Source organism: Streptomyces cinerochromogenes (assembly GCF_014648635.1).
In the GTDB taxonomy this organism is placed as follows: domain Bacteria; phylum Actinomycetota; class Actinomycetes; order Streptomycetales; family Streptomycetaceae; genus Streptomyces; species Streptomyces cinerochromogenes.
In genome coordinates this window covers 87,539-108,979 of record NZ_BMRM01000008.1, presented here as the reverse complement: position 1 = coordinate 108,979, position 21,441 = coordinate 87,539, and the positions used below count along the sequence as shown (strand labels likewise).

The following is a 21,441-nucleotide window of genomic DNA, read 5'->3' as shown; positions in this document are numbered from 1 at the left end:
GACCCGCGGTCCCGGCCCGCGGAGCACCTGGTGCGGGCCGTGCGGTGCGAAGTCCGTGCCGCACGGCCCGCCGCCCTCGCTCTCCGGCACCGCCACCGGCGCACCGGACATCGTCAGGGTCCGGTGGTACGCGCCGACTACCGGGCGGGCGAGCGGCAGTAAAGGGAACCAATGGCTGTCGTTGACGAAATGTCAATGAGAAAACGGACGCGGCGCCTCCCGAGAATCGCAAGATCTCTTGTTCGGATGTGTTCGGCTGTGCAAAAGTGCCGCCTCAGGTGGACGTTCGAGCTGCCTCATGACCTCGCCATACTGATTGGTATGGACTAATTCCCCGTAGTGCGTCTGGAGGAATTCGGCTGTGACCGAGGCAGGCCCGTCGGACGAACAGCTGAGCGCCGAGCTGAAGAAGTGGACGGGAGCGTCACCCGCGTTGCATCCCGTCGGTGAACTCCTGGACCGGCACTGGGCGGCGGCCTTCGCCTACGCCCGGCTGTGCACCGACGGGCCGCGCGCCGCGGGCATGCTCACCACGGCCGCCTTCACCCGGCTGTTCGGCGCGTCCCTCCGGCAGACCGGTCCGACCGCCGCCTGGCGGCCCCAGGTGCTGGTCGCCGTCCGCCGGATCGCGGCCGAGTGGGACACCGACGGCCGCCGGGAACTCCTCCACCCCGACCTGCGCCCCGGCGACGGAACCGGCGAGCGCGCGGCGGCCCGGCTGCTGCCGCCGCCCGACCGGCGGTTGCTGTCCCGCGCGTTCCAGCGCGTCCCCGAGATCTCCCGCGCCGTGCTGTGGCACACCGAGGTCGAGGCCGAGCCCCTGGCCGTGCCCGCCGCGCTGCTCGGCCTGGAGGAGGAGGACGTCCGCGTCGAGCTGCGCCGGGCCCGGGAGCGGCTGCGCGAGGAGTGCCTCCAGGTGCACCGCGAACTCGCCCCCGACGCCGAGTGCCGGCGCTATCTGCGCATGCTCGACGTGACCTTCCGGCGCGGCGGCACCGACATCGACCCGGACCTGCGCGAGCACCTGGCCGGCTGCGGTCACTGCGGACGCACCGCCGGCCAGCTCACCCGGTTCAACGACGGCCTCGGCCTCGCGCTCGCCGAGGCGGTCCTCGGCTGGGGCGCCCGCGACTACGTCGCGTCCCGGGCGGCCCGCGCGGAGGAGCCCACCGCACCGGCCCCGGCCGCCGCCGCCGTCGCGGCGGTCGGCGACGGGGTCGCTCCCGAGGGCGAGGACGCCTTCGCAGCCCAGGGCAAAGACACCTTCGCACCACGGGTCGGGGAGTCCTTCGCGCCCCTGACGGGGGAGCCTTCCGCACCCGCCGAGCCCACGGACCCCGCCGGCCTCGCCGCCCCGGCCGACCCCACCGCGCCGGCCCCGCCCCGAGCCGCACCCCGCCGCCGGGCGGCCGGCCGCGGCGCCTTCGCGGCCCGCCGCAGGACGGCCGGCGCCCCCGCCGTCACCGAAAGCCCCCAAGGCCCCCAGGGCCCCCGAGATCCCCAAGGGGTTCGAGGCACCGGAGCCGAAGTCACGCCCCGCACGGCCTCCGCCCCCGCCGCCGCACCCACCTCCCCCCGCTCCGTGCACCGCGCCGCGCGGCGGACGCGGCGGCGGAACCTCACGCTCGCCGTCGTCACCGTCAGCGGTCTCGTCGTCCTGCCGCTCACGCTGTGGTCGGCGCTCGGCTCCGGCGGGAGTCCGGCGCCCGGCCCCTCCGGCACGCCGTCCCGCACGCCGGGCCGGGACGCGGCCTCCCCGGGCCCCTCCTGGGCCGGGCGGACCGCGCCGGGCCAGGGCACCCTGCACGGCAGGCTGCGCAACCTCGCCTCCGGCCTGTGCGTCGGTGTCGTCGGGGAGAAGGCCGTCGAGGGCGCCGAGACGGAACTCGCCGACTGTTCCGCGGCCCCGGCCCAGCAGTGGACGTACGAGACCGACGGGCTGATGCGCAACGCCGCCGCCCCCGACCTGTGCCTGGACTCCGGCCTCGGCTACTCCGTGCGCCTCGCCCCCTGTACGGCCACCGGCCGGGCCGCCCGCGACATCCGCTACGACTTCACCCTCCAGGGCGTTCTGGTACCGCGCTCGGACCAGGGGCTGGCCCTCACCCCGGCCGCCACCGACGGCTCCGGCGCCCTCGTGCTCAAGACCCGCGCCCCGGGCACCGCCCAGCGCTGGTCCGTCGACACCGCCCACCCGGACCTGCGCATGGAGAACGTCAACTGGGACGGCGACAGCACCCCGGTACCCACCGCCACCGCACCGCCCGCGCCCCCGGCCGCCACGGCCACCCCCCGGCGGCATCGACGCTGAGTCAGGGGTGGTGCGGCGGCGGAGGCGGGATCGTCCCCAGGTCCGGGGCCGGTTCCGGCCACACCAGCAGCACCGGGCAGGGCGCGTGGTCGACGGCGAACCGGACGGCCGGGCCGAGACTCTTCGGTCCGAGCCGGGACCGGTCCCCGTCCCGGGCCAGCACCAGCAGCCCGGCCCCCTCGGCGGCGGCCACCACCTCCCGCTCGACCCGGCCCGACCGCTCCTCGCGTGCGCACGGCCGGCCCAGCCGTTCGGCGGCGGCGTCGAGGAGCGAGGCCGCCGACGTGCCGCCGAGCGTCTCCAGCCGGTCACCCGGATCCGTCCCCCAGCCCTCGGCCGGGTGGTGCCCCCGCGGGTGACCGCGTCCGAGCAGCCCCGCGAAGGCCCCGTGGGCCACCGCGGGCACGTCCGGACCGCTCACATGGAGCAGCACCACCTCGGCGTCGTCCGGAGCATGGGCGCGCACCGCGTCCACGCAGGCGGGCCAGGTGCCCTCCACGAGCCAGGCGATCACCCGCATCTTCCATGCCTCCCGCGTCACAGCATCAGCAGCGATCCCCACAGTGCCACCACCGCGACCGCGAGGGAGGACGGCACGGCGAGCAGACCGAGCCGGGTGAACTCCCCGAGGTCCACGTCGTGCTCGTGCTGGTGCACGATACGCCGCCACAGCAGCGTGGCCAGCGACCCGGCGTAGGTGAGGTTGGGGCCGATGTTCACGCCCAGCAGCACGGCGAGGACCGCCCCCGGCCCGGCGGGCACCGCCAGCGGCAGCAGCACCAGCACCGCGGGCAGGTTGTTGATCAGGTTGGCCAGCAGCGCGGCCAGCGCGGCGATGCCGAGCAGCGCGGGCAGCCCGGTGCCGTCCGGCATGACGTGCCCGAGCACGTCCGCCAGCCCGTTGTCCACGACCGCCCGCACCACGACGCCCAGCGCCAGCACGAACGCGAGGAACCCCGGGGCCGCCGCCCGGACCACGGTCAGCGGGCCCGCCTGCCGGCGCACCAGCGCCCGCCCGGCCAGCACCAGCGCGCCGGCCGCGGCCACCCAGGCGGGGTCCACGCCGAACGCCGACGCCACCACGAACCCGGCCAGCGTGCAGCCCACGGTCACCAGCGCGAACAGCGGCAGCGGCGGCACCTCGGCGGTGTCCCGGCCCGCCGGCGCGGCCGCGGTGAGGTCCCGGGCGAAGAACCGCCGGAACACCAGGTACTCGACGCCGATCGCGGCCAGCCACGGCAGCGCCATCAGCGCCGCGAACCGGGTGAAGCTCAGCCCGCTCGCCGCGAACGCCAGCAGGTTCGTCAGGTTGGACACCGGCAGCAGCAGCGACGCCGTGTTCGACAGGTGCGTGCAGGCGTACACGTGCGGCTTGGGCCGTACGCCCGTCCGCGCGGCCGTCGCGAAGACCACCGGGGTGAGCAGCACGATCGTGGCGTCCAGGCTGAGGACCGCGGTGATGGCCGAGGCCAGCGCGAACACCGCCGTCAGCAGCCGCACCGGCCGGCCCGCCGCCCACCGGGCCGTCCACGCCCCGCACGCCCGGAACAGCCCCTCGACATCGCAGAAGTGGGCGAGCACCAGGACCGCCGCCAGGAACCCGACCACCGGACCGAGCCGTTCGGCCTCGGCCCGGGCGTGTGCGAGCGGGATCGCGCCGGTCGCCACCGCGATCCCGGCGGCGGGTACGGCCATCACCGCCTCCGGCCACCCGAAGGGCCGTACGACGGCCCAGGCCAGCACGGCGACCAGCAGAGCGGCGGACAGGGCCTCGGCGAGCGGGGTGTTCAGGGCGGATCCTTCCGGAGGCGGTCACAGGGTGCACGCCCATGAAAACAGACGACCGGCGACGCTCTACGACGACCGGCTGCCGGCCGCGCCGAGGAACTCCGCCCAGCCGCCCGCCGGGGACTGCCCGGGCGGGAGCGTGCGCAGTTTGCGCAGCACCGCCGGATCCTGCGCCTCCAGCCAGGCGACGAGCTGCTTGAAGGACACGAAGCGCACGTCGTCGTGGGCGGCCATCTTCCCGACGGCCTCCTCGACGGCGTCCATGTAGATGCCGCCGTTCCAGCGTTCGAAGTGGTTGCCGATGAAGAGGGGGGCCCGGTTGGTCTCGTAGGCCCGCCGGAAACCGGCCAGGTAGGTGTCGCGGGCCTGGGCGCGCCAGGTGTCGTACTGCGCGCGGTCGCCGAGCGGGTTGCCGCCGGACTGGTTGAACATCATGTTGTAGTCCATCGAGAGCACCTGGAAGGAGTGCCCGGCGAACGGTATGGACTGCAGCGGGAAGTCCCAGATCCTCCCGCCCTGCACCTTGCCCGGCCAGACCTGGAGTCCGCCGGGGGAGCTGGCGTCGTACTTCCAGCCGAGCGCGGCGGCCGTCGGCAGCAGGTTCGCCTGGCCCTCCAGGCAGGGGGTGCGGCCCCCGGTCAGCTCCTTGCGGTAGTCGAAGGGGAGCGGGTCGAGGTCGGTGAAGCCGGTGTTGGTCTTCCACCGCGTCACGAAACCGACGGCCTGCTCGATCTCGCTGCGCCACTCGGCCGGGGACCACCTGCGCACGCCGGTCGCGCCGCAGAAGTGCCCGTTGAAGTGGGTGCCGATCTCGTGGCCCTCCAGCCAGGCCGCGCGCACCTGCTGGAGCGTGGCGTGGATGTGCCGGTCGGCGAGGTAGCCGATCGCGGAGGCGCCGACCGGGTGCTGCGGGGGCCGGTAGAGGTGCTTCTTGGACTCGGGCAGGGTGTAGATGCCGCTGAGGAAGAACGTCATCTTCGCGCCGTGGTCGGCGGCCACCTTGCGGAACCGGGAGAACAGCTTGTTGCTCACCTCGCCCGCGCCGTCCCACGAGAACACCACGAACTGCGGCGGCTGCTGTCCCTCCTTCAGCCGCTCCGGCTTCGGCTGGTGCGGCTGGGCGCCGGTGTCGGCGGTGGAGCCGTCGCCGATGGGCTTCACCGGCCGGGCCTGCTCGGTGCCCTTCCCGTCCGCCGGGTCCGGCCCGCCGACCCGGAGGCCGGTGCCGGAGGAGCAGGCGGCCAGAGTTCCGAGGGCACCCGCCGCCGCCCCGGCCGTCAGCACCCGCCTGCGTGAGATCCCGCTCATCTTCTCCCCGATTCCCTGGTCATGGCCCTCGCGGGGCCTGCGCGTCGTGCGGTCGACCGGGTTCGATGACGGGGGGCGGGGGAAAGATCGCGGCCGGCGGCGCCTGTTGCCGTCCTGTGACAGTTGTGGCGCCGTCATGACGAACCCCGCTGCCTCGGGGGAGATGACAGCGGGGTTCGCGTGCAGGGGGCTCCGGCTCAGGGACCGGTGCCGGGGCTGAGCACCGTCAGCCGGACGGCCGAGGAGTTCCCGGAAACCGGCACCGGCCCGCCCGACCAGGCCGCCTTCAACGGGTCCCGCTCGTCCGGCGGGGTGACCACCAGCGCGGCCGGCCGGGCCGTCTTCGCGCCGCTGATCTCCGGGTTGGAGAAGGTCAGCCCCGCCCAGGCGCTCTTCCCGGGCCGGAGGGTCACGGTCACCGGGGTGCCCGGTTCCCGCTTCGGGTCCGGGCCGAGCTGGGTGCCGGAGCCGTTGACGAAGGCCGCGCCCGGGTAGCCGCGCACGGTGCAGGTGCGCGCGGAGGTGTTGGTGAGCACCACCGGGAAGTTCTCCTGGCCGGCGCCCGGGTCGTTGCGGCCCACGGAGGCCCGCAGCTCGGAGGTGTGGCAGCGGGTGCTCGCCGCGGCCGGCGTGGTCGAGGCCCGGCCGGCCGAGGCCGTGGCGCCGCCCGGGGAGCCGGTCGCCTCCGGCAGGGACACCGGGCCGCTGCCGGCGGGGGAGGAGGCCGGGGCCGTCGGCGGGGCCGTCGGGGTGTCCCGCGCGGGCGCGGCCGTACCCGAGACGGTGGCCGGTCCGGCGCTGTGCGCGCCGGAGTCGGTGCCGCAGGCGGTCAGGAGGCCCAGCACGGCGACCGTGCCCACGAGCAGGGCACCGGGCCGCGCGGACCGGGGGGTGTACACCATGTCTCCACGCTCCTGGAGGGTCACGGCACGCGACCGGGACGCGTGCCTACGGCGCCGGGTGCGCCGTTCTCTCCGTCCGATGCACGGACCGCCGGAAAAGTTCGGGACGCGGCGGATTCTGTCGGGTTCTTTTCCCCGTTCCGGCCCTCGGCAGGCGCCCGTCAGGCCACCCGCAGCGAACGGAGTACGGTGTCGGTCGCGTCCTCGCCGTCTTGTTGACGCACCTGCACGTACACCTGCGGGTGCGCGGCGCCGCCCGCCGGGAGCAGCGCGGACTCGGTGACCGAACCGCCGTCCGGGCAGCCGCTCCAGGACCGGACCAGCCCCCGCCAGTGGGCGTCCGCGAAGGTGCGGGCGCCCGTGTACCGGCAGCCGGAGTGGGCGAGGGCCTTCACTTTCGCGCCGACGTCACCGTCCGCGCTGACCCCGACGAACACCCCGTCCACGGCGGACTTCGGGTCGGACCAGCGGGACAGGTCGCCGGCCACCACGAGGCCCGGCGCGTGCCCGGACGCCAGTCCGAGCGCTCCCGGGTCCCAGCCGGAGTCGCGCAGCTCGCGGCCGAACGCGTCCGGCACGCGCAGGGTGACCCTCCCGGTGGCGTCCGCGACCCGCACCCCGCCGTCCGCGGTGCCGTCCCGGTGCAGGGCCACGGTCACCGTGACCGCGGCGGCGGTGGCGGCGAGGACCGCGGCGACGGCCAGCGTCACGGTGTTGAGCCGGCCGCGCACCCCGTCCAGGCGCCGCAGGGACCGCGCCGGCACCGCCGACCCGGCCGGCAGCGCGTGCGGTGCCGCGGCCAGCCGGTCCAGCTCGTCCGCGAAGGCCTGGGCGCCCGGCCAGCGCCGCGCCCGGTCCGGCTCCAGCGCGCGCAGCAGGGCCCGCTCCACGTCCTCGCCGAGGTCCGGCCGCAGCCGGCGGGGCGGTGTCACCCGGCCCGGCGGGCCGGGCACCGTCCCGGTCAGCAGTTCGTAGCCGACCGCGCCCAGGCTGTAGACGTCCGCCCGCTCGTCGATGCCCGCCCCGGGTTCGGCCTGCTCCGGCGGCCGGTAGCCCGCCGAACCCGCCGCCAGCGTCAGCACCGAGGCCTGCGCGAGGCTCTTGGCCAGGCCGAGGTCGGCCAGCAGCACCCGCCGGGTGCCGTCCGGTGCGGTGTGCAGCAGCACGTTGGTCGGCTTGATGTCACGGTGCACGATGCCCGCCTCGTGCAGCGCGGCGGCACCGCGCGCGGCCTCGGCGGTCAGCGCGAGCGCCTCCCGCACCGGCAGCGGACCGTCCGCCAGCAGATCGGCGAGGGTCCCGCCGCCCGCGTACTCCATCACGAAGTACGGCCTGCCGTCCGGGAGTTCCCCGATGTCGTAGACCTGCACCACCCGGCCGGAGCCGGCCCGGCGCAGCAGCCGCGCCTCGGACAGGAAGCGCTCCCGGACGTCGAGCCGGTGCGCCCAGTTCTCGGCGAGGACCTTCACCGCCACCGGGGCCTGGAGCTCGGGGTCGTGGGCGAGCCACACCGTGGCGAAGGCGCCGCTGCCCAGCGGCCGTTCGAGGCGGTGGCGGCCGATCCGCTCCAGGGGGTGCATACGACTATCATGCCTGGCCTGAGATCGACTGGGAGGGGGGCCGTCCGTGCAGGACCCGGCGCCGATGGAGGAGTTCGCCCGGCGGGCCGCGGCCGGCGACAGCGCGGCCCTGGACCGGCTGCTGACCGAGATCCGGCCGGAGGTCGTGCGCCGCTGCGCGCGCTTCCTGCCGTGCCGGGAGGACGCCGAGGAGGCCGCCCAGGACGTGCTGCTCCAGGTGGCCCGGCACCTCTCCGGCTTCGAGGGACGCAGCCGCTTCGGCACCTGGCTGTACACCGTCGTCGCCAACTGCTGCCGGCAGAAGTACCGGGAGCTGAAGCGGCGGGCCGCCGAACAGCCCGCGGCCATCGAGCCGGCGCACGCCGTCGACCCGCGCACGACCAGCGTGATCGCCGGCTCGCGGGTGGACCTGCTGGAGGCCCTGGACCGCCTGGAGCGTCAGCATCCGCACCTGGTCGCACCGCTGGTCTACCGGGACATCTGCCAGCTCGACTACGCCGAGGCGGCCGAACGCGCCGGCATCCCGCTCGGCACCTTCAAGTCCCGGCTGCACGAGGCCCGCAAGCAGGTACGGCCCTGGCTCACGGCCTCCTGACGCGTCGCCCGGGGCCTACTGGTCCTCCTCGAACAGCGGCAGCTCCGCCCAGATCGTCTTGCCCTCCGCGTGGTGCCGGCTGCCCCAGCGCTGGGTGAGCTGGGCGACCAGCAGCAGTCCCCGGCCGCCCTCGTCGAAGGTCTTGGCCCGGCGCAGGTGCGGGGCGGTGTGGCTGCTGTCGGAGACCTCGCAGATCAGGGTGGCCTCCTCGTGGATCAGCCGGAGCCGGATCGGCCGCGCGCCGTACCGGATGGCGTTGGTGACCAGTTCGCTGACCACCAGCTCGGCCGTGAACGCCGCCTCGCTCAGCGACCAGGTGTCCAGCTGCTCCACGACCTGCTTGCGGATCGGCGCGACCAGCGCCGGGTCGGCGGGGATGTCCCAGGTCGCCACCTGCGAGGCGGGCAGGCCCAGGGTGCGGGCGAGGAGCAGTGCGACGTCGTCGGGTGCGCCGCCGGACGGGAGCAGCGTGTGCAGGACCCGGTCGCAGGTCGCGTCCAGGGAGTCCGCGTACGCACCGAGCGCCCGGTGCAGCAGCTCCCGGCCGGCCTCCGGGTCCCGGTCCCGGCACCACACCAGCCCGTTCGTGTACAGCGCGAGGACGGTCCCCTCGGGCAGTTCCACCTCGGCGGCCTCGAAGGGCAGCCCGCCCAGCCCCAGCGGGGGACCGGCGGGCACGTCCAGGACGTGCGGCGTGCCGCCCGGCGGCAGTACCACGGGCGGCGGATGCCCGGCGCGGGCCAGGGTGCACCGCCGGGACACCGGGTCGTACACGGCGTACAGGCAGGTCGCGCCGACCTCGCCCGGGCTTCCGGCCTCGCCGGGGCCGGCGTCGGGCCCGGACTCCTCCGACAGCCGGACCACCAGGTCGTCGAGGTGGGTGAGCAACTCGTCCGGGGCCAGGTCGATGTCGGCGAGGGTGCGGACGGCGGTGCGCAGCCGGCCCATGGTGGCCGAGGCCTGGATGCCGTGCCCCACGACGTCCCCGACCACCATCGCGACGCGCATCCCGGACAGCGGGATCACGTCGAACCAGTCCCCGCCCACCCCGGCCCGCGCGGCCGGCAGATAGCGCGAGGAGACCTCCAGCGCGGCCGTGCGCGGCAGGGACCGCGGCAGCAGGCTGCGCTGGAGCGCGAGCGCGGTCTCCCGCTCGCGCGAGTACCGGCGGGCGTTGTCGATGCAGACGGCGGCCCGCGCGGTGATCTCCTCGGCCAGCAGCACGTCGTCCGCGGTGAAGGGGTCCGGCCGGCGGTGCCGGGTGAGCACGGCGACCCCCAGGGTCAGCCCGCGCGCCTGGATCGGCACCGACATCGACGAGTGGATGCCGAGCCGCCGCACCCGCTCGCCGCGCTCCGGGTGCCAGTGCAGCCACTGGTCCATGTCGCCGGCGGCCACCGAGGTGGTGATCGTACGGCCGGCGGTCAGCGAGTCGGCCTGCGGGGAGCAGGCCGGGTACTCCTCCGCCGCGCCCGGCTCGGTCACCGCCTCCGGCACACCGCCGAGCACGGACCGGTGGGCGGCGCGGCGCAGCCGTACCGGCGCGGTGACGCGGGCGGGGGGCTCGCCGCCGTACTCCTGCGGGTCCAGCAGGTCGATGGTGACGAAGTCGGCGAGCGCGGGCACGCACACGTCCGCCAGCTCCTGCGCGGTCCGGGTGACGTCGAGCGTGCTCCCGATGCGCACGCTGGCCTCGTTGACCAGGTGCAGGCGCTGCCGGGCCCGGTGGTTGTCGGTGACGTCGTGCGCGGCCAGGCACACCCCCCGCACCCGGCCCGTCCCGTCGCGGACCGGCGCCATGCGGGCGAGCCAGGCGTGGGCGCGGTCCTCCCCGCCGGTGCGCAGGAAGGTCTCCACGTCCAGCGGCTCGCCCGAGGCCAGCACCCGGAGCATGCCCCGCTCCAGTTCCTCGCTCCGGGGGCTGCCGCTGATCTCCGGGAGCCGGAGTCCGCGCAGCCGCTCCGCGGGCAGCCCGACGACGCGGGCCATCGCCGCGTTCATCCCGCACAGCCGCAGCCGGTCGTCGTACACCGCGACCGCGCACGGCGACTGCATCAGGCCGGCCTCGGCGAGCGGGTCGTCCGCGGCGGGGGGCCGCGCGTCGGTGAGCGGGCTGACCAGGAGCCAGCCGCCCGGCTGCTCGTCGCGGTGCGGGCGGCGGTGGGCGAGCACCCACACGGGGACGGTACGGCCGTCCTGGTGGCGCAATCCGACCGTGCCCGCCCAGCGCGGGCCCCGGGGCGGGGCCGGCGGGCCGGCGTCGGCCAGCAGTTCGGCGGCGGGGCGGCCCAGCACGGCGGCGGCCGGGTGGCCGAGCAGCCGGCGGGCGCCTTCGTTCCACTCCGTCAGCGTGCCGTCGTCGTCGATGGCAGCCCGGGCCGTCGCCGCATCGTCGAACGGATAGACCCGGCTCATCCTCGCCGCTCCCCAACGCACACTCACAGTGAACAGGTGACACCAGCCGTGTTCCAGCGTAGTGCGTCGCGTCCTCCCCTGAACGCCGACTCCCGCCTCCCCGGCCGACCGGTCGAACATGGTCGGGGCACGGTCAAGGGGGAATTCAGGCCGACCTTCGGCCAGGGGCAGGTGCCGGAGTCCGGACTCTTGACGATCGTGTGCGGCGGGACGTCAGAATCTGTTTGTTCACGATCAGTTGTGAGTACTTCTGGGCCCTGATGAGGGAGAGCCGCCCATGACGGTCACGCGCAGATCGGTTCTGGTCGCAGCCACGGCAGCGCCCGCGGCCGGAACGCTCCTGAGCCTTCCCGCGGCCCCGGCCGCCCTCGCCGCCGGGTCCGGCGCCGGGGGACGCCGTACGGTGCCGCTGCGGGACGGCTGGCGGTTCGCCCTGGTCGACCCCGGCGGCCTCACCGACCCGACCGGCGCCTACGCGCGGGCCGCCGACCCCGCCTACGACGACTCGGCCTGGCGCGAGGTCGCCGTGCCGCACGACTGGAGCATCGAGCAGACCCCCACCACCGAGCACGGCACCACCAGCGGCACCGGCTTCCTCCCGGGCGGCCTCGGCTGGTACCGGATCGCCTTCACGCTCCCGGAGGACTGCGCCGGCAAACGGATCGCGGTGGAGTTCGACGGCGTCTACATGGACGCGTACGTCTCCTGCAACGGCACCGAGGCCGGCCGCCACCCCTACGGCTACACCGGCTTCGCCCTCGACCTCACCGGTCTCGTCCACACCGACGGCACCACGCCCAACGTGCTCGCCGTCGAGGTGCGCAACCAGCTGCCGAGCAGCCGCTGGTACTCCGGCAGCGGCATCTACCGCGAGGCCCGTCTGGTGATCACCGAGCCGGTGCACGTGGCCCGCTGGGGCACGTACGTCACCACCCCGGAGGTCTCGGCCGACCGGGCGCTGGTCCGGGTGCGGACGACCGTGCGCAACGAGTCCGGCACCGGCGCGGACGTGGAGATCCGCTCCCGGATCACCGCACCCGACGGCCGGACCGTCGCCCGCGCGGCCACCACGGCCGCCGTGTCGGAGGAGGCCGCCGAGACCCACGAACTCACCGTCCCCGGGCCCCTGTTGTGGGACTTCGCGACCCCGGAGCACCGCTACACCCTGCACACCGAGCTGCGCGTCGGGGGCCGCACCACCGACACCTACCGCACCCCCTTCGGCATCCGCACCTTCCGGTTCGACCCCGACGAGGGCTTCTCCCTCAACGGCACGTACACCAAGATCAAGGGCGTCGACCTCCACCACGACCAGGGCGCCCTCGGCGCGGCGATCAGCATCGACGCCGTGCGACGCCAGATGCGGATCATGAAGTCGATGGGCGTCAACGCCCTCCGCACCTCGCACAACCCGCCCTCGCCGGAGATGATCCGGGTCTGCGAGGAGCTGGGCATCGTGATGATGGTGGAGGCCTTCGACTGCTGGCGCACCGGCAAGACGAGGTACGACTACGGCCGGTTCTTCGACGAGTGGTGCGAGAAGGACGCCACCGAGATGGTCCTCGCCGCCCGCAACTCGCCCGCCGTGGTGCTGTGGTCCATCGGCAACGAGATCCCCGACTCCACCTCCACCGCGGGGCTCGCCATGGCGGACCGGATCATCGGCGCGATCAAGGCCGCCGACGACACCCGGCCGCTCGTCATCGGCTCGGACAAGTACCACGGTGTGCCCGCCACCGGTTCCGCGGCCGACCGCATGCTCGCCAAGCTGGACGGCCTCGGCCTGAACTACAACACGGCCAGGTCGGTCGACGCCCTGCACGCGAAGTACCCGCACCTGTTCCTCTTCGAGTCCGAGTCCTCCTCGGAGACCTCGACCCGGGGCACGTACCAGGAGCCGGAGCATCTGAACACCGGCGAGAACCACACGCCCGGCCGACGGGAGGTCTCGTCCTACGACAACAACCTCGCCTCCTGGACGATGAGCGGCGAGTACGGGCACAAGAAGGACCGGGACCGGAAGTGGTTCGCGGGCCAGTTCCTGTGGTCGGGCATCGACTACATCGGCGAGCCGACGCCGTACGACGTCTTCCCGGTGAAGGCGTCCTTCTTCGGCGCGGTCGACACGGCCGGCTTCCCCAAGGACATGTACCACCTCTTCAGGAGCCAGTGGACGACCGAGCCGATGGTCCACCTGCTGCCGATGACCTGGAACCACGAGGAGGGCGACACCGTCGAGGTCTGGGCGTACGCCAACGTGCCCACCGTCGAGCTGTTCCTCGACGGACAGTCCCTCGGAGTACGGGAGTTCGACGTCAAGAAGACCACCGACGGCCGCACCTACCTGGAGACCACCGAGCCCACCGGCGACGACAAGACCTTCACCGACGGCCCCCACCCGGGCAGCTACACCAGTCCCAACGGCAGCGCGGGCAAGCTCCACCTGACCTGGAAGGTGCCCTACCGGCCCGGCGAGCTGAAGGCGGTGGCGCGCCGGGACGGCAAGGTCGTCGCCACCGACGTGCTGCGCACCGCCGGTGCCCCGCACGCCGTACGCCTCACCGCGGACCGCACGTCCCTGGCCGCCGACGGCCGTTCGCTCGCCTTCGTCACCGCCGAGATCGTGGACGCGCACGGCGTGGTCGTGCCCGACGCCGGGCACCTCATCGCCTTCGACGTCACCGGCGGCTCCCTGGCCGGCGTCGACAACGGCCGCCAGGAGAGCGCCGAGCGCTACCAGGCGAGCACCCGCACCGCCTTCCACGGCAAGGCCCTCGCCATCGTCCGGTCCGGCCCGCGGCCCGGCACGCTGAAGCTGACCGCCCGGGCGGACGGCCTCCGCCCGGACACGGTCCGCCTGACCGCGACCCCGGCCCGCCCGGCCGTGACCACCGGACCCGCCGCCTTCCGGCCCGATCACCCGGCGCCGCCCGCCTACCCGCACGCCGACGCCGGTTACTCCGGCCGTCCGGACACCCTGCCCGCCGCCATGCTCGACGGCGACCCCGCCACCGGCTGGTCCAACGCGTTCACCAAGTCGGCGACCGCGCTGCTCCCCGCCTTCGACGGAGCCCGGACCGAGGACTGGGTGTCGGTCGACTTCGGGCGCACCCGGAGCTTCGACCGGGTCGCGGTCTCCTTCACCGTCGACGACCGCCACAGCCTGCCCGCCCGGGTGGAGGCCGCGGTCTGGGACGGGCACGCCTACACCCCGGTGACCGGCGCGAGGACCGAGTGGGCCACCGCCTCCGACACCCCGACGGTCCTCACCTTCGACCCGGCCCGCGGCTCCCGCCTCCGCCTGACCCTCACCAGCGCGTACCCGGGCCTGGCGAAGGGAGCGGTGCGGATCAGCCGACTGGACGTCTGAACCCCGCCTGGTACCGCAGCGGGTACCGCCTGACCTGCGGCTATTTACGGGCGAGTACCCGCGCGGTACCGTGTGGGGCATGCCAGCTCTCAACGTGGAGTTCAGCGAACGGGAACTAGAGGACCTGCGGCAGATCGCCAAGGAGCGCGGTACGTCGATGAAGGCCCTCGTGCGTGAGGCCGCCGCCGCCGACATCGCCCGGCACCGCGCCCTGCAGGAGGGCGCCGAGGCGTTCCGCCGCTTCTTCGCCGGGCACGCCGAGGAATTCGCGGCGGCCTTCCCCGACGACGAGCGTCCCGGCAAGGACGAGGCCGCCTGAGCGATGCCCTCCGTCATCCACATCGACGTCCCGTGGCTGCTCCAGCGGCACGAGGAGGTCCTGCCCGACCAGCCCGCGGTGGACGACTTCTCCGCCCTGGTCGCCGCCGTCGCCCGGCACCGGGTGGACCCGCCCCGGCTCGGCGTGGACTCCGACGCGGCCTGGCGCGCCGCCGCGCTGCTGCACACCCTCGCCGTGCTCAAGCCGCTGCCCGCGGCCAACGCCCGCTTCGCCTGCGCGACCGCCGTGGCCTACATGTTCGTCAGCGGCGTCGGCATCGACCCGCCCTACGGCGCGCTCGTCGACCTGGCCCGCGACCTGATCTCCGGCAAGACCGACGTGTACGGCGCCGCCGACCGGCTCCGCTCCTGGCAGATCTGACCGGACGCCGGGCGGCCGGCCCCGTCCCGGCCGGCGGGGGGAAGCCGCCGGGACCGCCGGCCGGGAGCGGGGCCATCCGGGGAGGACCGGCTCCCAGTCCACTACCGGCGCGCCCGTCGCGGGAGCGTGCGCGCCCGGCCGGTGTGTGCGCGCACTTCACACGGGGCGCACGCGGAACGGGTCGGCTTTTCGCCAACCCCGGTCGGCACCCGCCTTTCTGACTTTCTGTCAATCCGGCCGAAGTCGTCCGTCCGCCTTGTTGCCCGTGCGGCAGGTGTGCAAGGGTTCAAACGCGGTGAATTTCCGCTCGCACCACGCGCCAAAAGGAATCCGCTCCGTGCTCACCCCCCACCCCCCTCGTCCTCCCTATCCGCCGCCGGGCGCCGAACCCGGGGAATCCGACGAGTTCCTCGCCGGTCCGCTGCGGGCCGGCTCCGACGCGGAGGCCTCCCGGTCGGCCGCCCTCCTGATGGCCCGGCACTGGCAGTCGGCCCAGGAGTACGCGGTCATCTGCCTGGCCGCCTCCGGACCCCTCGCCCACATGGTCACCGCCACCGCCTTCCACCAGGTCCTCGGCAGGCTGGCGCTCGGCGAAGGCGCCGACGCGCTGCGCCCGCGCCTGCTGGTGGCCGTCCGGGACACGGTCGTCAACTGGTCCGGCACCGACCGGATCACCGCCGTACTGCCCGGACTCGGAAAACCCGCCGGGGCCCGCGGAATGCGCACCGCGCAGCCGCTGACACCCGAGAACCGCGCCCTGACCGACCGCGCGTTCCACGCCCTTTCCCGGCTGGAACAGGCACTGCTGTGGCACACCGAGGTCGAGGCCGAACCGCCGGAGGTGCCCGCCGGATTGCTCGGCATGGACCTCCGGAGCGCCACGGCCGCACTCGAACAGGCCCGGGAGAAATTCCGGGAGGGCCTGGTGCGCGCCCACCGGGAACTCGCGCCCGGCAAGGAGTGCCGCTACTACAACCGTCTGCTGGACGTCCCGATCCGCCGTGGCGGCACGCTGCTGCCGGACGTCCAGGAGCACCTGGCCGGCTGCGCCTACTGCCGGCACGCGGCCGAGCAACTCGGCCACGCCGACGCCGCCCTGGGCGTGCTGCTCGCCGAGGCCGTGCTCGGCTGGGGCGCCCGCCGCTACCTCGACTCCCGCCCCGGCCGCCGCCCGGGCCCCGCCGGCTCCGGCTCCCGACGCTCCGGCGGACGCCGGCGCGGCGGCGGGAGGCGCCGTGCCGGGGACGGCGGATCCGGGCCGCCGGCCCGGTTCCTCGCCGGGGTGACCGCGCGCCGCGCACCCGGCACCGCCTGGTCGTCGCGGACGCTGCTGACCGGTGTCGGCGTGGCCTCGGCCGGGCTGCTCGCGACCGTCCTGGCGATCAGCGCCTGGCCGGACGGCGGCGACGGCACCGAACCGGTCGTCTCCACCGGCGCCGTCCCCGGCACGTCGGCTCCGTCCGGCACCCCGGGCCCGCCCGCCGTCGGCCGGCCGGGCCCGCTGCGCAACGCCGCCGGGCTGTGCCTGGACGTCAAGGGCCGCCCGGCGGCCGGCGCGAGCACCGTCCTCGCGGTGTGCTCGAGCGCGGCCACGCAGCGGTGGACGTACGAGGCCGACGGACTGCTGCGCAGCGGCGCCGGCGCCGGTCTGTGCCTGGACTCGCATGCCGACGCCGGCGTGGTGGTGCTCGGCGACTGCGCCGACGCCGGTTCGGGGCGGGCGGACGACGTGCGCTACGACCTCACTCCCCAGGGCGAGTTGCTGCCGCGGTGGGACCGGACCCTGGCGCTCGCCGCCGGCGGGGAGGGGCCCGGCGCCGACCTCGTGGTCAAGGTCCGGGACGGGTCGGCCGGCCAGAGGTGGAGCGCGGCGTAGGCCACCGGCGGCTCCCCCTCAGGGAGTCGCCGTGCCGTCCGTCTCCAGGTCCGACCGGGCCACCGTACCCGGGCTCGCGTGGCCCGACAGGGCCAGCGTGAGGTCGAACTCCGCGAGGAGGCAGCGGATCACGTGGTCCACGCCCGCCTCGCCGTCCAGACCGAGGCCGTAGACGTACGGGCGGCCCAGCAGGACCGCGCGGGCGCCGAGGGCGAGGGCCTTGAAGACGTCGGCGCCGGTGCGGACCCCGCTGTCGAACAGCACGATGAGACGGTCGCCGACCGCGTCCGCGACGCGGGGGAGCGCGTCGGCCGCGGCGACGGAGCCGGCCACCTGCCGGCCGCCGTGGTTGGAGACCACCACGCCGTCCATCCCAGCGTCGGCGGCGAGCCGGGCGTCGTCCGGGTGCAGCACGCCCTTGAGGACGATCGGGCCGTCCCAGTGCTCGCGCAGGAAGGCCAGGTCCGGCCAGGTGTGTCCGGCGTCCCCGAACAGGCCGAGGAAGTGCAGCACCGCCGCGTTCGGGTCCTCGTCCACCGGCTTGGCGAGTCCCGCCCGGAACGCGGGGTCGGTGAAGTAGTTCGCCGTGCCCACGCCGTGCAGGAACGGCAGGTACGCCTGGTCCAGGTCGCGCGGCCGCCACGCCAGCAGCGGGGTGTCCAGGGTGACCACGAGCACCGAGAACCCGGCCGCCCTCGCCCGGGCGAGGAAGCTCCGGGTCACCTCGCGGTCCTTGCCCCAGTACAGCTGGAACCACCGCTCGGCGTCCCCCATCGCCTCCGCCACCCGCTCCAGCGGGGTGCTCGACGCCGAGGACAGGATGTACGGCACGCCCCGCGCGGCCGCGGCCCGGGCGGCGGCGGACTCCGCGTCCGGGTGCATGATCGACAGCACGCCGACCGGCGCCAGGGCGAGCGGCGCCGGCAGGGTCCGGCCGAGCACCTCCGTCGTGAGGTCGCGCAGCTGCACGTCCCGCAGCATGCGCGGCACGATCCGGTGCCGGGCGAGGGCCGCCCGGTTGGCGCGGGCCGTGCTGCCGTCCCCCGCGCTGCCCGCCACATAGCCCACCGGTCCCGGGCCCAGCCGGTGCCCGGCCAGTTCCTCCAGCCGGGTCAGATCGGTGGGGAGCCGGGGCACCGCCCCGGTCGTCCCGTTCAGATAGATCTCGTACTGGAAGTCCGCCCAGTGCGGTGCCATTCGTCCCTCCCGAGGTCGCCGGCCGCGTGCGCAGCCGACCATACCGACTGGTAAGTCAGTAGCGGCAGGGTCCGCGCAGGGCCGGCGCGGCTCCGGGGTGGCGGAGGCACCCGCTCCTGGTGATCACTTCATGAACACAAGGAGTCATCAAGGGACTTCCGGTGGGCGTAGCCGGAATGTTTCAGGACGATTAACGAACCGCTGATTTTCGGCCAGCCAGTCGCCTCCGGGGCGGGGGAACGGCTCTGTTCCGGGGTCACGTCGTTCGATTTCCGTGACTTCACGCCACTGATTCAACACGAAAGGTTACTGAAACCCATGGGTTCGATGTGAGTTTCGGCGGTGGACTCGGCAGAGTGGCGCACGCCGCTCCGGTGCCCGACCGGACCGGAGCCGGCACCTCGTCCGTTCGAGCGGAAGGATGCACACAATGCGGAACACCGCGCGCTGGGCAGCGGCCATCGGCCTGACGGCCGCCGCCGTCTGCGGACCCCTGACCGGGGCCGCCGTCGCTGCACCGGGCGCCGCCCCGTCGTCGCTGTACGCCCCCTCGGCGCTGGTGCTCACCACCGGCCACGGCAACGACGCGGCCACGGCCACACCGGAGCGCGCCGTCACCCTGAACTGCGCCCCCACGGCCTCGGGCACCCACCCGGCAGCGGCCGAGGCCTGCGCCGAACTGCGCGGCGTCGGCGGCGAACTCGACGCCCTGAAGCCCGCCGGCGACGTGATGTGCACCAAGGTCTACGACCCCGTCGTCGTCACCGTCCAGGGTGTCTGGCAGGGCAAGCGCGTCTCCTACGAGCGCACCTTCGGCAACGCGTGCATGAGGGACGCCGTCGGCGGCACCCTGTTCGCGTTCTAGGACCGGGATCGCAACGGGTCCCCGTGGACGCCGGATCAGGCCCGCAACTGGGGAGTGCGGCCCCTGCAGCGGGGAACCTGCGATCTCGTACCGGGACCGGCGGGCGGAGTGGGGCCGCCCGCCGGACCCGGTCACACAGCCGCTCCCCGGCAGGCCCGTGGGGGGCCTTCCGGGGAGCGGCGAAAAACCATCCGTTTCAACGGAGTGTTCAGGACCTGCGCCGGTGGCTCGTGTCGCACCAGGGGTAGCGGCGACTGCGCCGGCAGGTACAGAGAGCGACGCGGAACCGGTCCGAGAAGACCGTGGTCCCGTCCTCCAACTCGATCTCCACGGGCCCTTCCACCAGGAGGGGCCCGCGCCGTTGCACGGTGATCCGGCGGGGCCGCCCGGCAGCGGAGTCCGGCGCCGGGCGGGCGGGGGTGTCCGCCGCGCGGTCAGCAGGGTCGTTCGGCACGGATGACCACCAGTTCCTCCCTGTCCTCGGCCGGCGCGAGCAGCCCGCGCCGGCGCAGCCAGTCCGCCCGGGAGCGCAGCACCGGCCCCAGGGGGATCCAGCGGCGCCGGATCACGGCGGCCTTCAGCCCCGCCGCCCGCAGCAGCTCCAGGGTGCGGTCCGGACCGCTCAGCGCCGAGTGCACGACCAGCAGCGTGCCCCCGGGGTTCAGCAGCGCCGGCGCGTCCCGGCAGATCGGGTCGAGCAGCAGGCGCCCGTCACGTCCCGCGTCCCAGGCGAGGGACCGGCCGCGCGGCCCGCGCCCGGCGTCGGGTGCCGGCACATAGGGCGGGTTCGCCAGGATGAGGTCGTAGGTGCGGCCCCGCACCGGTGCGAACAGGTTGCCGCGTCGGATGCGTACCGGCAGCCGCCGCAGCCAGGCGTTCAGCCGGACCGTCCACACCGCCCGCCGGGACACGTCCACCGCGGTCACCTCGGCGCCCAGGCGGGCCGCCTCCAGGGCGAGCGCACCGCTTCCGGTACCCACGTCCAGCACACGGGCGCCGGGTGGCGGGGCCACCTCGCGCAGGGCCTCGGCCAGCAGTTCCGTGTCGTCCTGCGGGGCGTACACACCCGGAAGCATCACTGCGATCACACCGTCCGGATACCCGGGGAATCAGGATGTATGGGATGCCTCCCGTGCCGGCGGTGCCGGCTGTTGCGCGGGTGTCCGCAGGGGTGCCTCCAGCGGGGCCCGCAGGCACGACCGTCCCGCACGCCAGTCGGCGAGCAGCCGTCGGGCCAGCCGCTCCTCCAGGTACTCGGTCGCGTCGATCCCGAAGGCGATGTCCGGTGCCAGCTCCGGCTCCTCGGCGAGCAGCCCGCCGATCACCTCGTGCCGGACGACCTGCTCGTGCACCGCGTCCGCCTCCACGTGCTCGTCGTAGAAGAACTCCGCGGCCGGGCCGGCGCCGGTGCGGCGCATCGCCTCGGCCAGCCGGCGGGAACCGGGCGACGAGGTGATCTCCACCTCGGCGAAGTGACCCACCAGCGCGCCGCGCAGCTCGCGGTGCAGACCGAACAGGGACATCAGGTTCACCACGGCGAGCATCTCGGCCGGGGCCGCGTCCAGGTGGCGGCCGTACGCCGTGTCCAGGCCCAGGTCCGTCATCAGGTCGGCGAACAGGCGGGCGTGCACCCGTTCGGGGCGGCCGCCGCCGAACTCGTCGTACTCCACCGCGGCCATCGCCGCCTTGGCCCGGCCCCACAGCCGCGGCAGCACCCAGGCGTGCGGGTCGGCCTCCTTCAGGTGGTACAGCGAGCGCACCGCCGCGTACTCCCGCAGCTGCCACAGCTCGCCCTCGGCACACAGGAAGTGGGTGACGCCCGTGCCCTCGGCCGGCTCGACCAGGAGGGCGGCGATCGCCTCGTCCAGACTGTCGTGGACGGGGGTGTCGGCGCGCAACGCGGACCGGAAGCGCCGCTCCAGCGCCGCGCGGACGCGCAGCAGCCCCGGGTCCCACTCGGTGTCCGGCGGGACCCCGGCGAAGCCGCGGTAGTGCAGTTCGTAGCAGAGGTACAGGGCGAGCTGGAGGTCGTCCCCGTACGGGTCCGCGGCCTCGGCGTCCGCGGGGCGGGGCAGGGGGCCCGTGCCGCGCAGGTACGCGGCGACTGCGGCGGAGAGCGGGCCGCGGTCCGGGGGCAGCAGGGGTCCTCGCGCGTGCTGGTTCATGGGGCTCGGGTACCCGGCCTGCGCGAATGCACCGGGGGGGCGCCTGTCGCCGTCCCCGGTCGGCCCGGGCCGCCGGTCTCAGTCGCCGTTCGCCTGTTCCTGGGCTCCGGTGTTCGGGGTGATGGCGTCGCCGGCCTCGCCCGTGCCGTCGTCCGCTTGGCCGGCGTCGTCCGTGCCGTGGCCGGCCGTGCCCGTGGCGGCCTTCTCCTCGTCGCGTTTCTCGGCTTCCTCGACCTCCCGGAGCACCTCCTCCAGGGCCGACTCCGGCCGCTGCTCGTGGTCGTTCCCGCCCGGCATGGTCGTCTCCTTCCGCCGTGGTCGTGATCTCCCCTGCGAGTTACCCGCGGGCGCGGTCTCAAGCGCCCCGCC

General features: G+C 74.8%; 18 protein-coding genes and 1 pseudogene. 7 read left to right on the top strand and 12 right to left on the bottom strand.

Annotation, left to right across the window (positions count from 1 at the left end):
• Positions 1-30: 30 nt before the first annotated feature.
• A pseudogene (locus tag IEZ20_RS39725) lies at positions 31-138 on the bottom strand (phytanoyl-CoA dioxygenase family protein); the annotation flags it as partial.
• Positions 139-361: 223 nt separating this feature from the next.
• Between IEZ20_RS39725 and IEZ20_RS17115 the strand changes: the two are divergent.
• Positions 362-2,311, top strand: a complete 1,950-nt coding sequence (locus IEZ20_RS17115; protein ID WP_189299351.1) for an RICIN domain-containing protein — start codon at positions 362-364, stop codon at positions 2,309-2,311.
• Position 2,312: 1 nt separating this feature from the next.
• Here the strand turns inward: IEZ20_RS17115 and IEZ20_RS17110 are convergent, their stop codons facing one another.
• The 5 genes from IEZ20_RS17110 to IEZ20_RS17090 all read right to left on the bottom strand — a co-directional run bounded on the left by IEZ20_RS17110 (position 2,313) and on the right by IEZ20_RS17090 (position 7,889).
• Positions 2,313-2,831 (bottom strand): adenine nucleotide alpha hydrolase family protein, encoded by a 519-nt coding sequence (locus tag IEZ20_RS17110; RefSeq protein WP_189299877.1) that lies wholly within the window; start codon positions 2,829-2,831, stop codon positions 2,313-2,315.
• Positions 2,832-2,848: 17 nt separating this feature from the next.
• Entirely contained in the window at positions 2,849-4,102 is a 1,254-nt protein-coding gene (locus IEZ20_RS17105) for an SLC13 family permease (RefSeq protein ID WP_189299875.1), read from the bottom strand.
• Between the two features lie 63 nt (positions 4,103-4,165).
• Positions 4,166-5,407: a polysaccharide deacetylase family protein gene (locus tag IEZ20_RS17100; protein ID WP_189299349.1), complete on the bottom strand. Its 1,242-nt coding sequence runs from the start codon at positions 5,405-5,407 to the stop codon at positions 4,166-4,168.
• A gap of 197 nt (positions 5,408-5,604) precedes the next feature.
• Complete coding sequence (locus IEZ20_RS17095) at positions 5,605-6,309, bottom strand: DUF4232 domain-containing protein (RefSeq protein ID WP_189299347.1); 705 nt, start codon at positions 6,307-6,309, stop codon at positions 5,605-5,607.
• Between the two features lie 161 nt (positions 6,310-6,470).
• On the bottom strand, positions 6,471-7,889 hold the full coding sequence (locus IEZ20_RS17090; protein ID WP_189299345.1) for a serine/threonine-protein kinase: 1,419 nt from the start codon (positions 7,887-7,889) through the stop codon (positions 6,471-6,473).
• Positions 7,890-7,935: 46 nt separating this feature from the next.
• Here IEZ20_RS17090 and IEZ20_RS17085 point away from each other — a divergent pair, with 46 nt between their 5' ends.
• Positions 7,936-8,484 carry an RNA polymerase sigma factor gene (locus tag IEZ20_RS17085; protein ID WP_189299343.1) on the top strand — a complete coding sequence of 183 codons (549 nt, stop codon included), beginning with the start codon at positions 7,936-7,938 and terminating at the stop codon, positions 8,482-8,484.
• A gap of 15 nt (positions 8,485-8,499) precedes the next feature.
• On the opposite strand, the gene IEZ20_RS17080 is transcribed toward IEZ20_RS17085, so the two are convergent.
• Positions 8,500-10,899, bottom strand: coding sequence for a SpoIIE family protein phosphatase (locus IEZ20_RS17080; protein ID WP_189299341.1), 2,400 nt, complete (start codon positions 10,897-10,899; stop codon positions 8,500-8,502).
• Positions 10,900-11,176: 277 nt separating this feature from the next.
• Between IEZ20_RS17080 and IEZ20_RS17075 the strand changes: the two genes are divergently transcribed.
• From IEZ20_RS17075 to IEZ20_RS17060, 4 genes are all read left to right on the top strand, one after another.
• Positions 11,177-14,269: a glycoside hydrolase family 2 TIM barrel-domain containing protein gene (locus IEZ20_RS17075; protein WP_189299339.1), complete on the top strand. Its 3,093-nt coding sequence runs from the start codon at positions 11,177-11,179 to the stop codon at positions 14,267-14,269.
• A gap of 79 nt (positions 14,270-14,348) precedes the next feature.
• Positions 14,349-14,588, top strand: a complete 240-nt coding sequence (locus IEZ20_RS17070; RefSeq protein WP_189299337.1) for a hypothetical protein — start codon at positions 14,349-14,351, stop codon at positions 14,586-14,588.
• A 3-nt stretch (positions 14,589-14,591) separates the two neighbouring features.
• Positions 14,592-14,969, top strand: a complete 378-nt coding sequence (locus tag IEZ20_RS17065; protein ID WP_041666033.1) for a toxin Doc — start codon at positions 14,592-14,594, stop codon at positions 14,967-14,969.
• A gap of 337 nt (positions 14,970-15,306) precedes the next feature.
• Positions 15,307-16,845 (top strand): RICIN domain-containing protein, encoded by a 1,539-nt coding sequence (locus IEZ20_RS17060; protein ID WP_189299334.1) that lies wholly within the window; start codon positions 15,307-15,309, stop codon positions 16,843-16,845.
• A gap of 18 nt (positions 16,846-16,863) precedes the next feature.
• Here the strand turns inward: IEZ20_RS17060 and IEZ20_RS17055 are convergent, their stop codons facing one another.
• Positions 16,864-18,042: a lactate 2-monooxygenase gene (locus tag IEZ20_RS17055; protein WP_189299332.1), complete on the bottom strand. Its 1,179-nt coding sequence runs from the start codon at positions 18,040-18,042 to the stop codon at positions 16,864-16,866.
• 430 nt (positions 18,043-18,472) lie between these two features.
• Here IEZ20_RS17055 and IEZ20_RS17050 point away from each other — a divergent pair, with 430 nt between their 5' ends.
• The gene (locus IEZ20_RS17050; RefSeq protein ID WP_189299330.1) at positions 18,473-18,907 is read left to right on the top strand and encodes a protease inhibitor; all 435 of its coding nucleotides are present in this window, start codon (positions 18,473-18,475) and stop codon (positions 18,905-18,907) included.
• 208 nt (positions 18,908-19,115) lie between these two features.
• Here IEZ20_RS17050 and IEZ20_RS17045 read toward each other — a convergent pair whose 3' ends face one another.
• The 4 genes from IEZ20_RS17045 to IEZ20_RS17030 all read right to left on the bottom strand — a co-directional run bounded on the left by IEZ20_RS17045 (position 19,116) and on the right by IEZ20_RS17030 (position 21,369).
• The gene (locus IEZ20_RS17045) at positions 19,116-19,361 is read right to left on the bottom strand and encodes a CDGSH iron-sulfur domain-containing protein (protein WP_373303939.1); all 246 of its coding nucleotides are present in this window, start codon (positions 19,359-19,361) and stop codon (positions 19,116-19,118) included.
• The gene (locus IEZ20_RS17040) at positions 19,342-19,983 is read right to left on the bottom strand and encodes a HemK2/MTQ2 family protein methyltransferase (RefSeq protein ID WP_189299870.1); all 642 of its coding nucleotides are present in this window, start codon (positions 19,981-19,983) and stop codon (positions 19,342-19,344) included. The genes IEZ20_RS17045 and IEZ20_RS17040 overlap by 20 nt, the downstream gene beginning before the upstream one ends.
• 33 nt (positions 19,984-20,016) lie before the next feature.
• A complete protein-coding gene (locus tag IEZ20_RS17035; protein WP_189299328.1) occupies positions 20,017-21,072 on the bottom strand; it encodes an iron-containing redox enzyme family protein in 1,056 nt (351 codons plus the stop codon).
• A gap of 78 nt (positions 21,073-21,150) precedes the next feature.
• Positions 21,151-21,369 carry a hypothetical protein gene (locus tag IEZ20_RS17030; protein ID WP_189299325.1) on the bottom strand — a complete coding sequence of 73 codons (219 nt, stop codon included), beginning with the start codon at positions 21,367-21,369 and terminating at the stop codon, positions 21,151-21,153.
• Between the last annotated feature and the right edge of the window lie 72 nt (positions 21,370-21,441).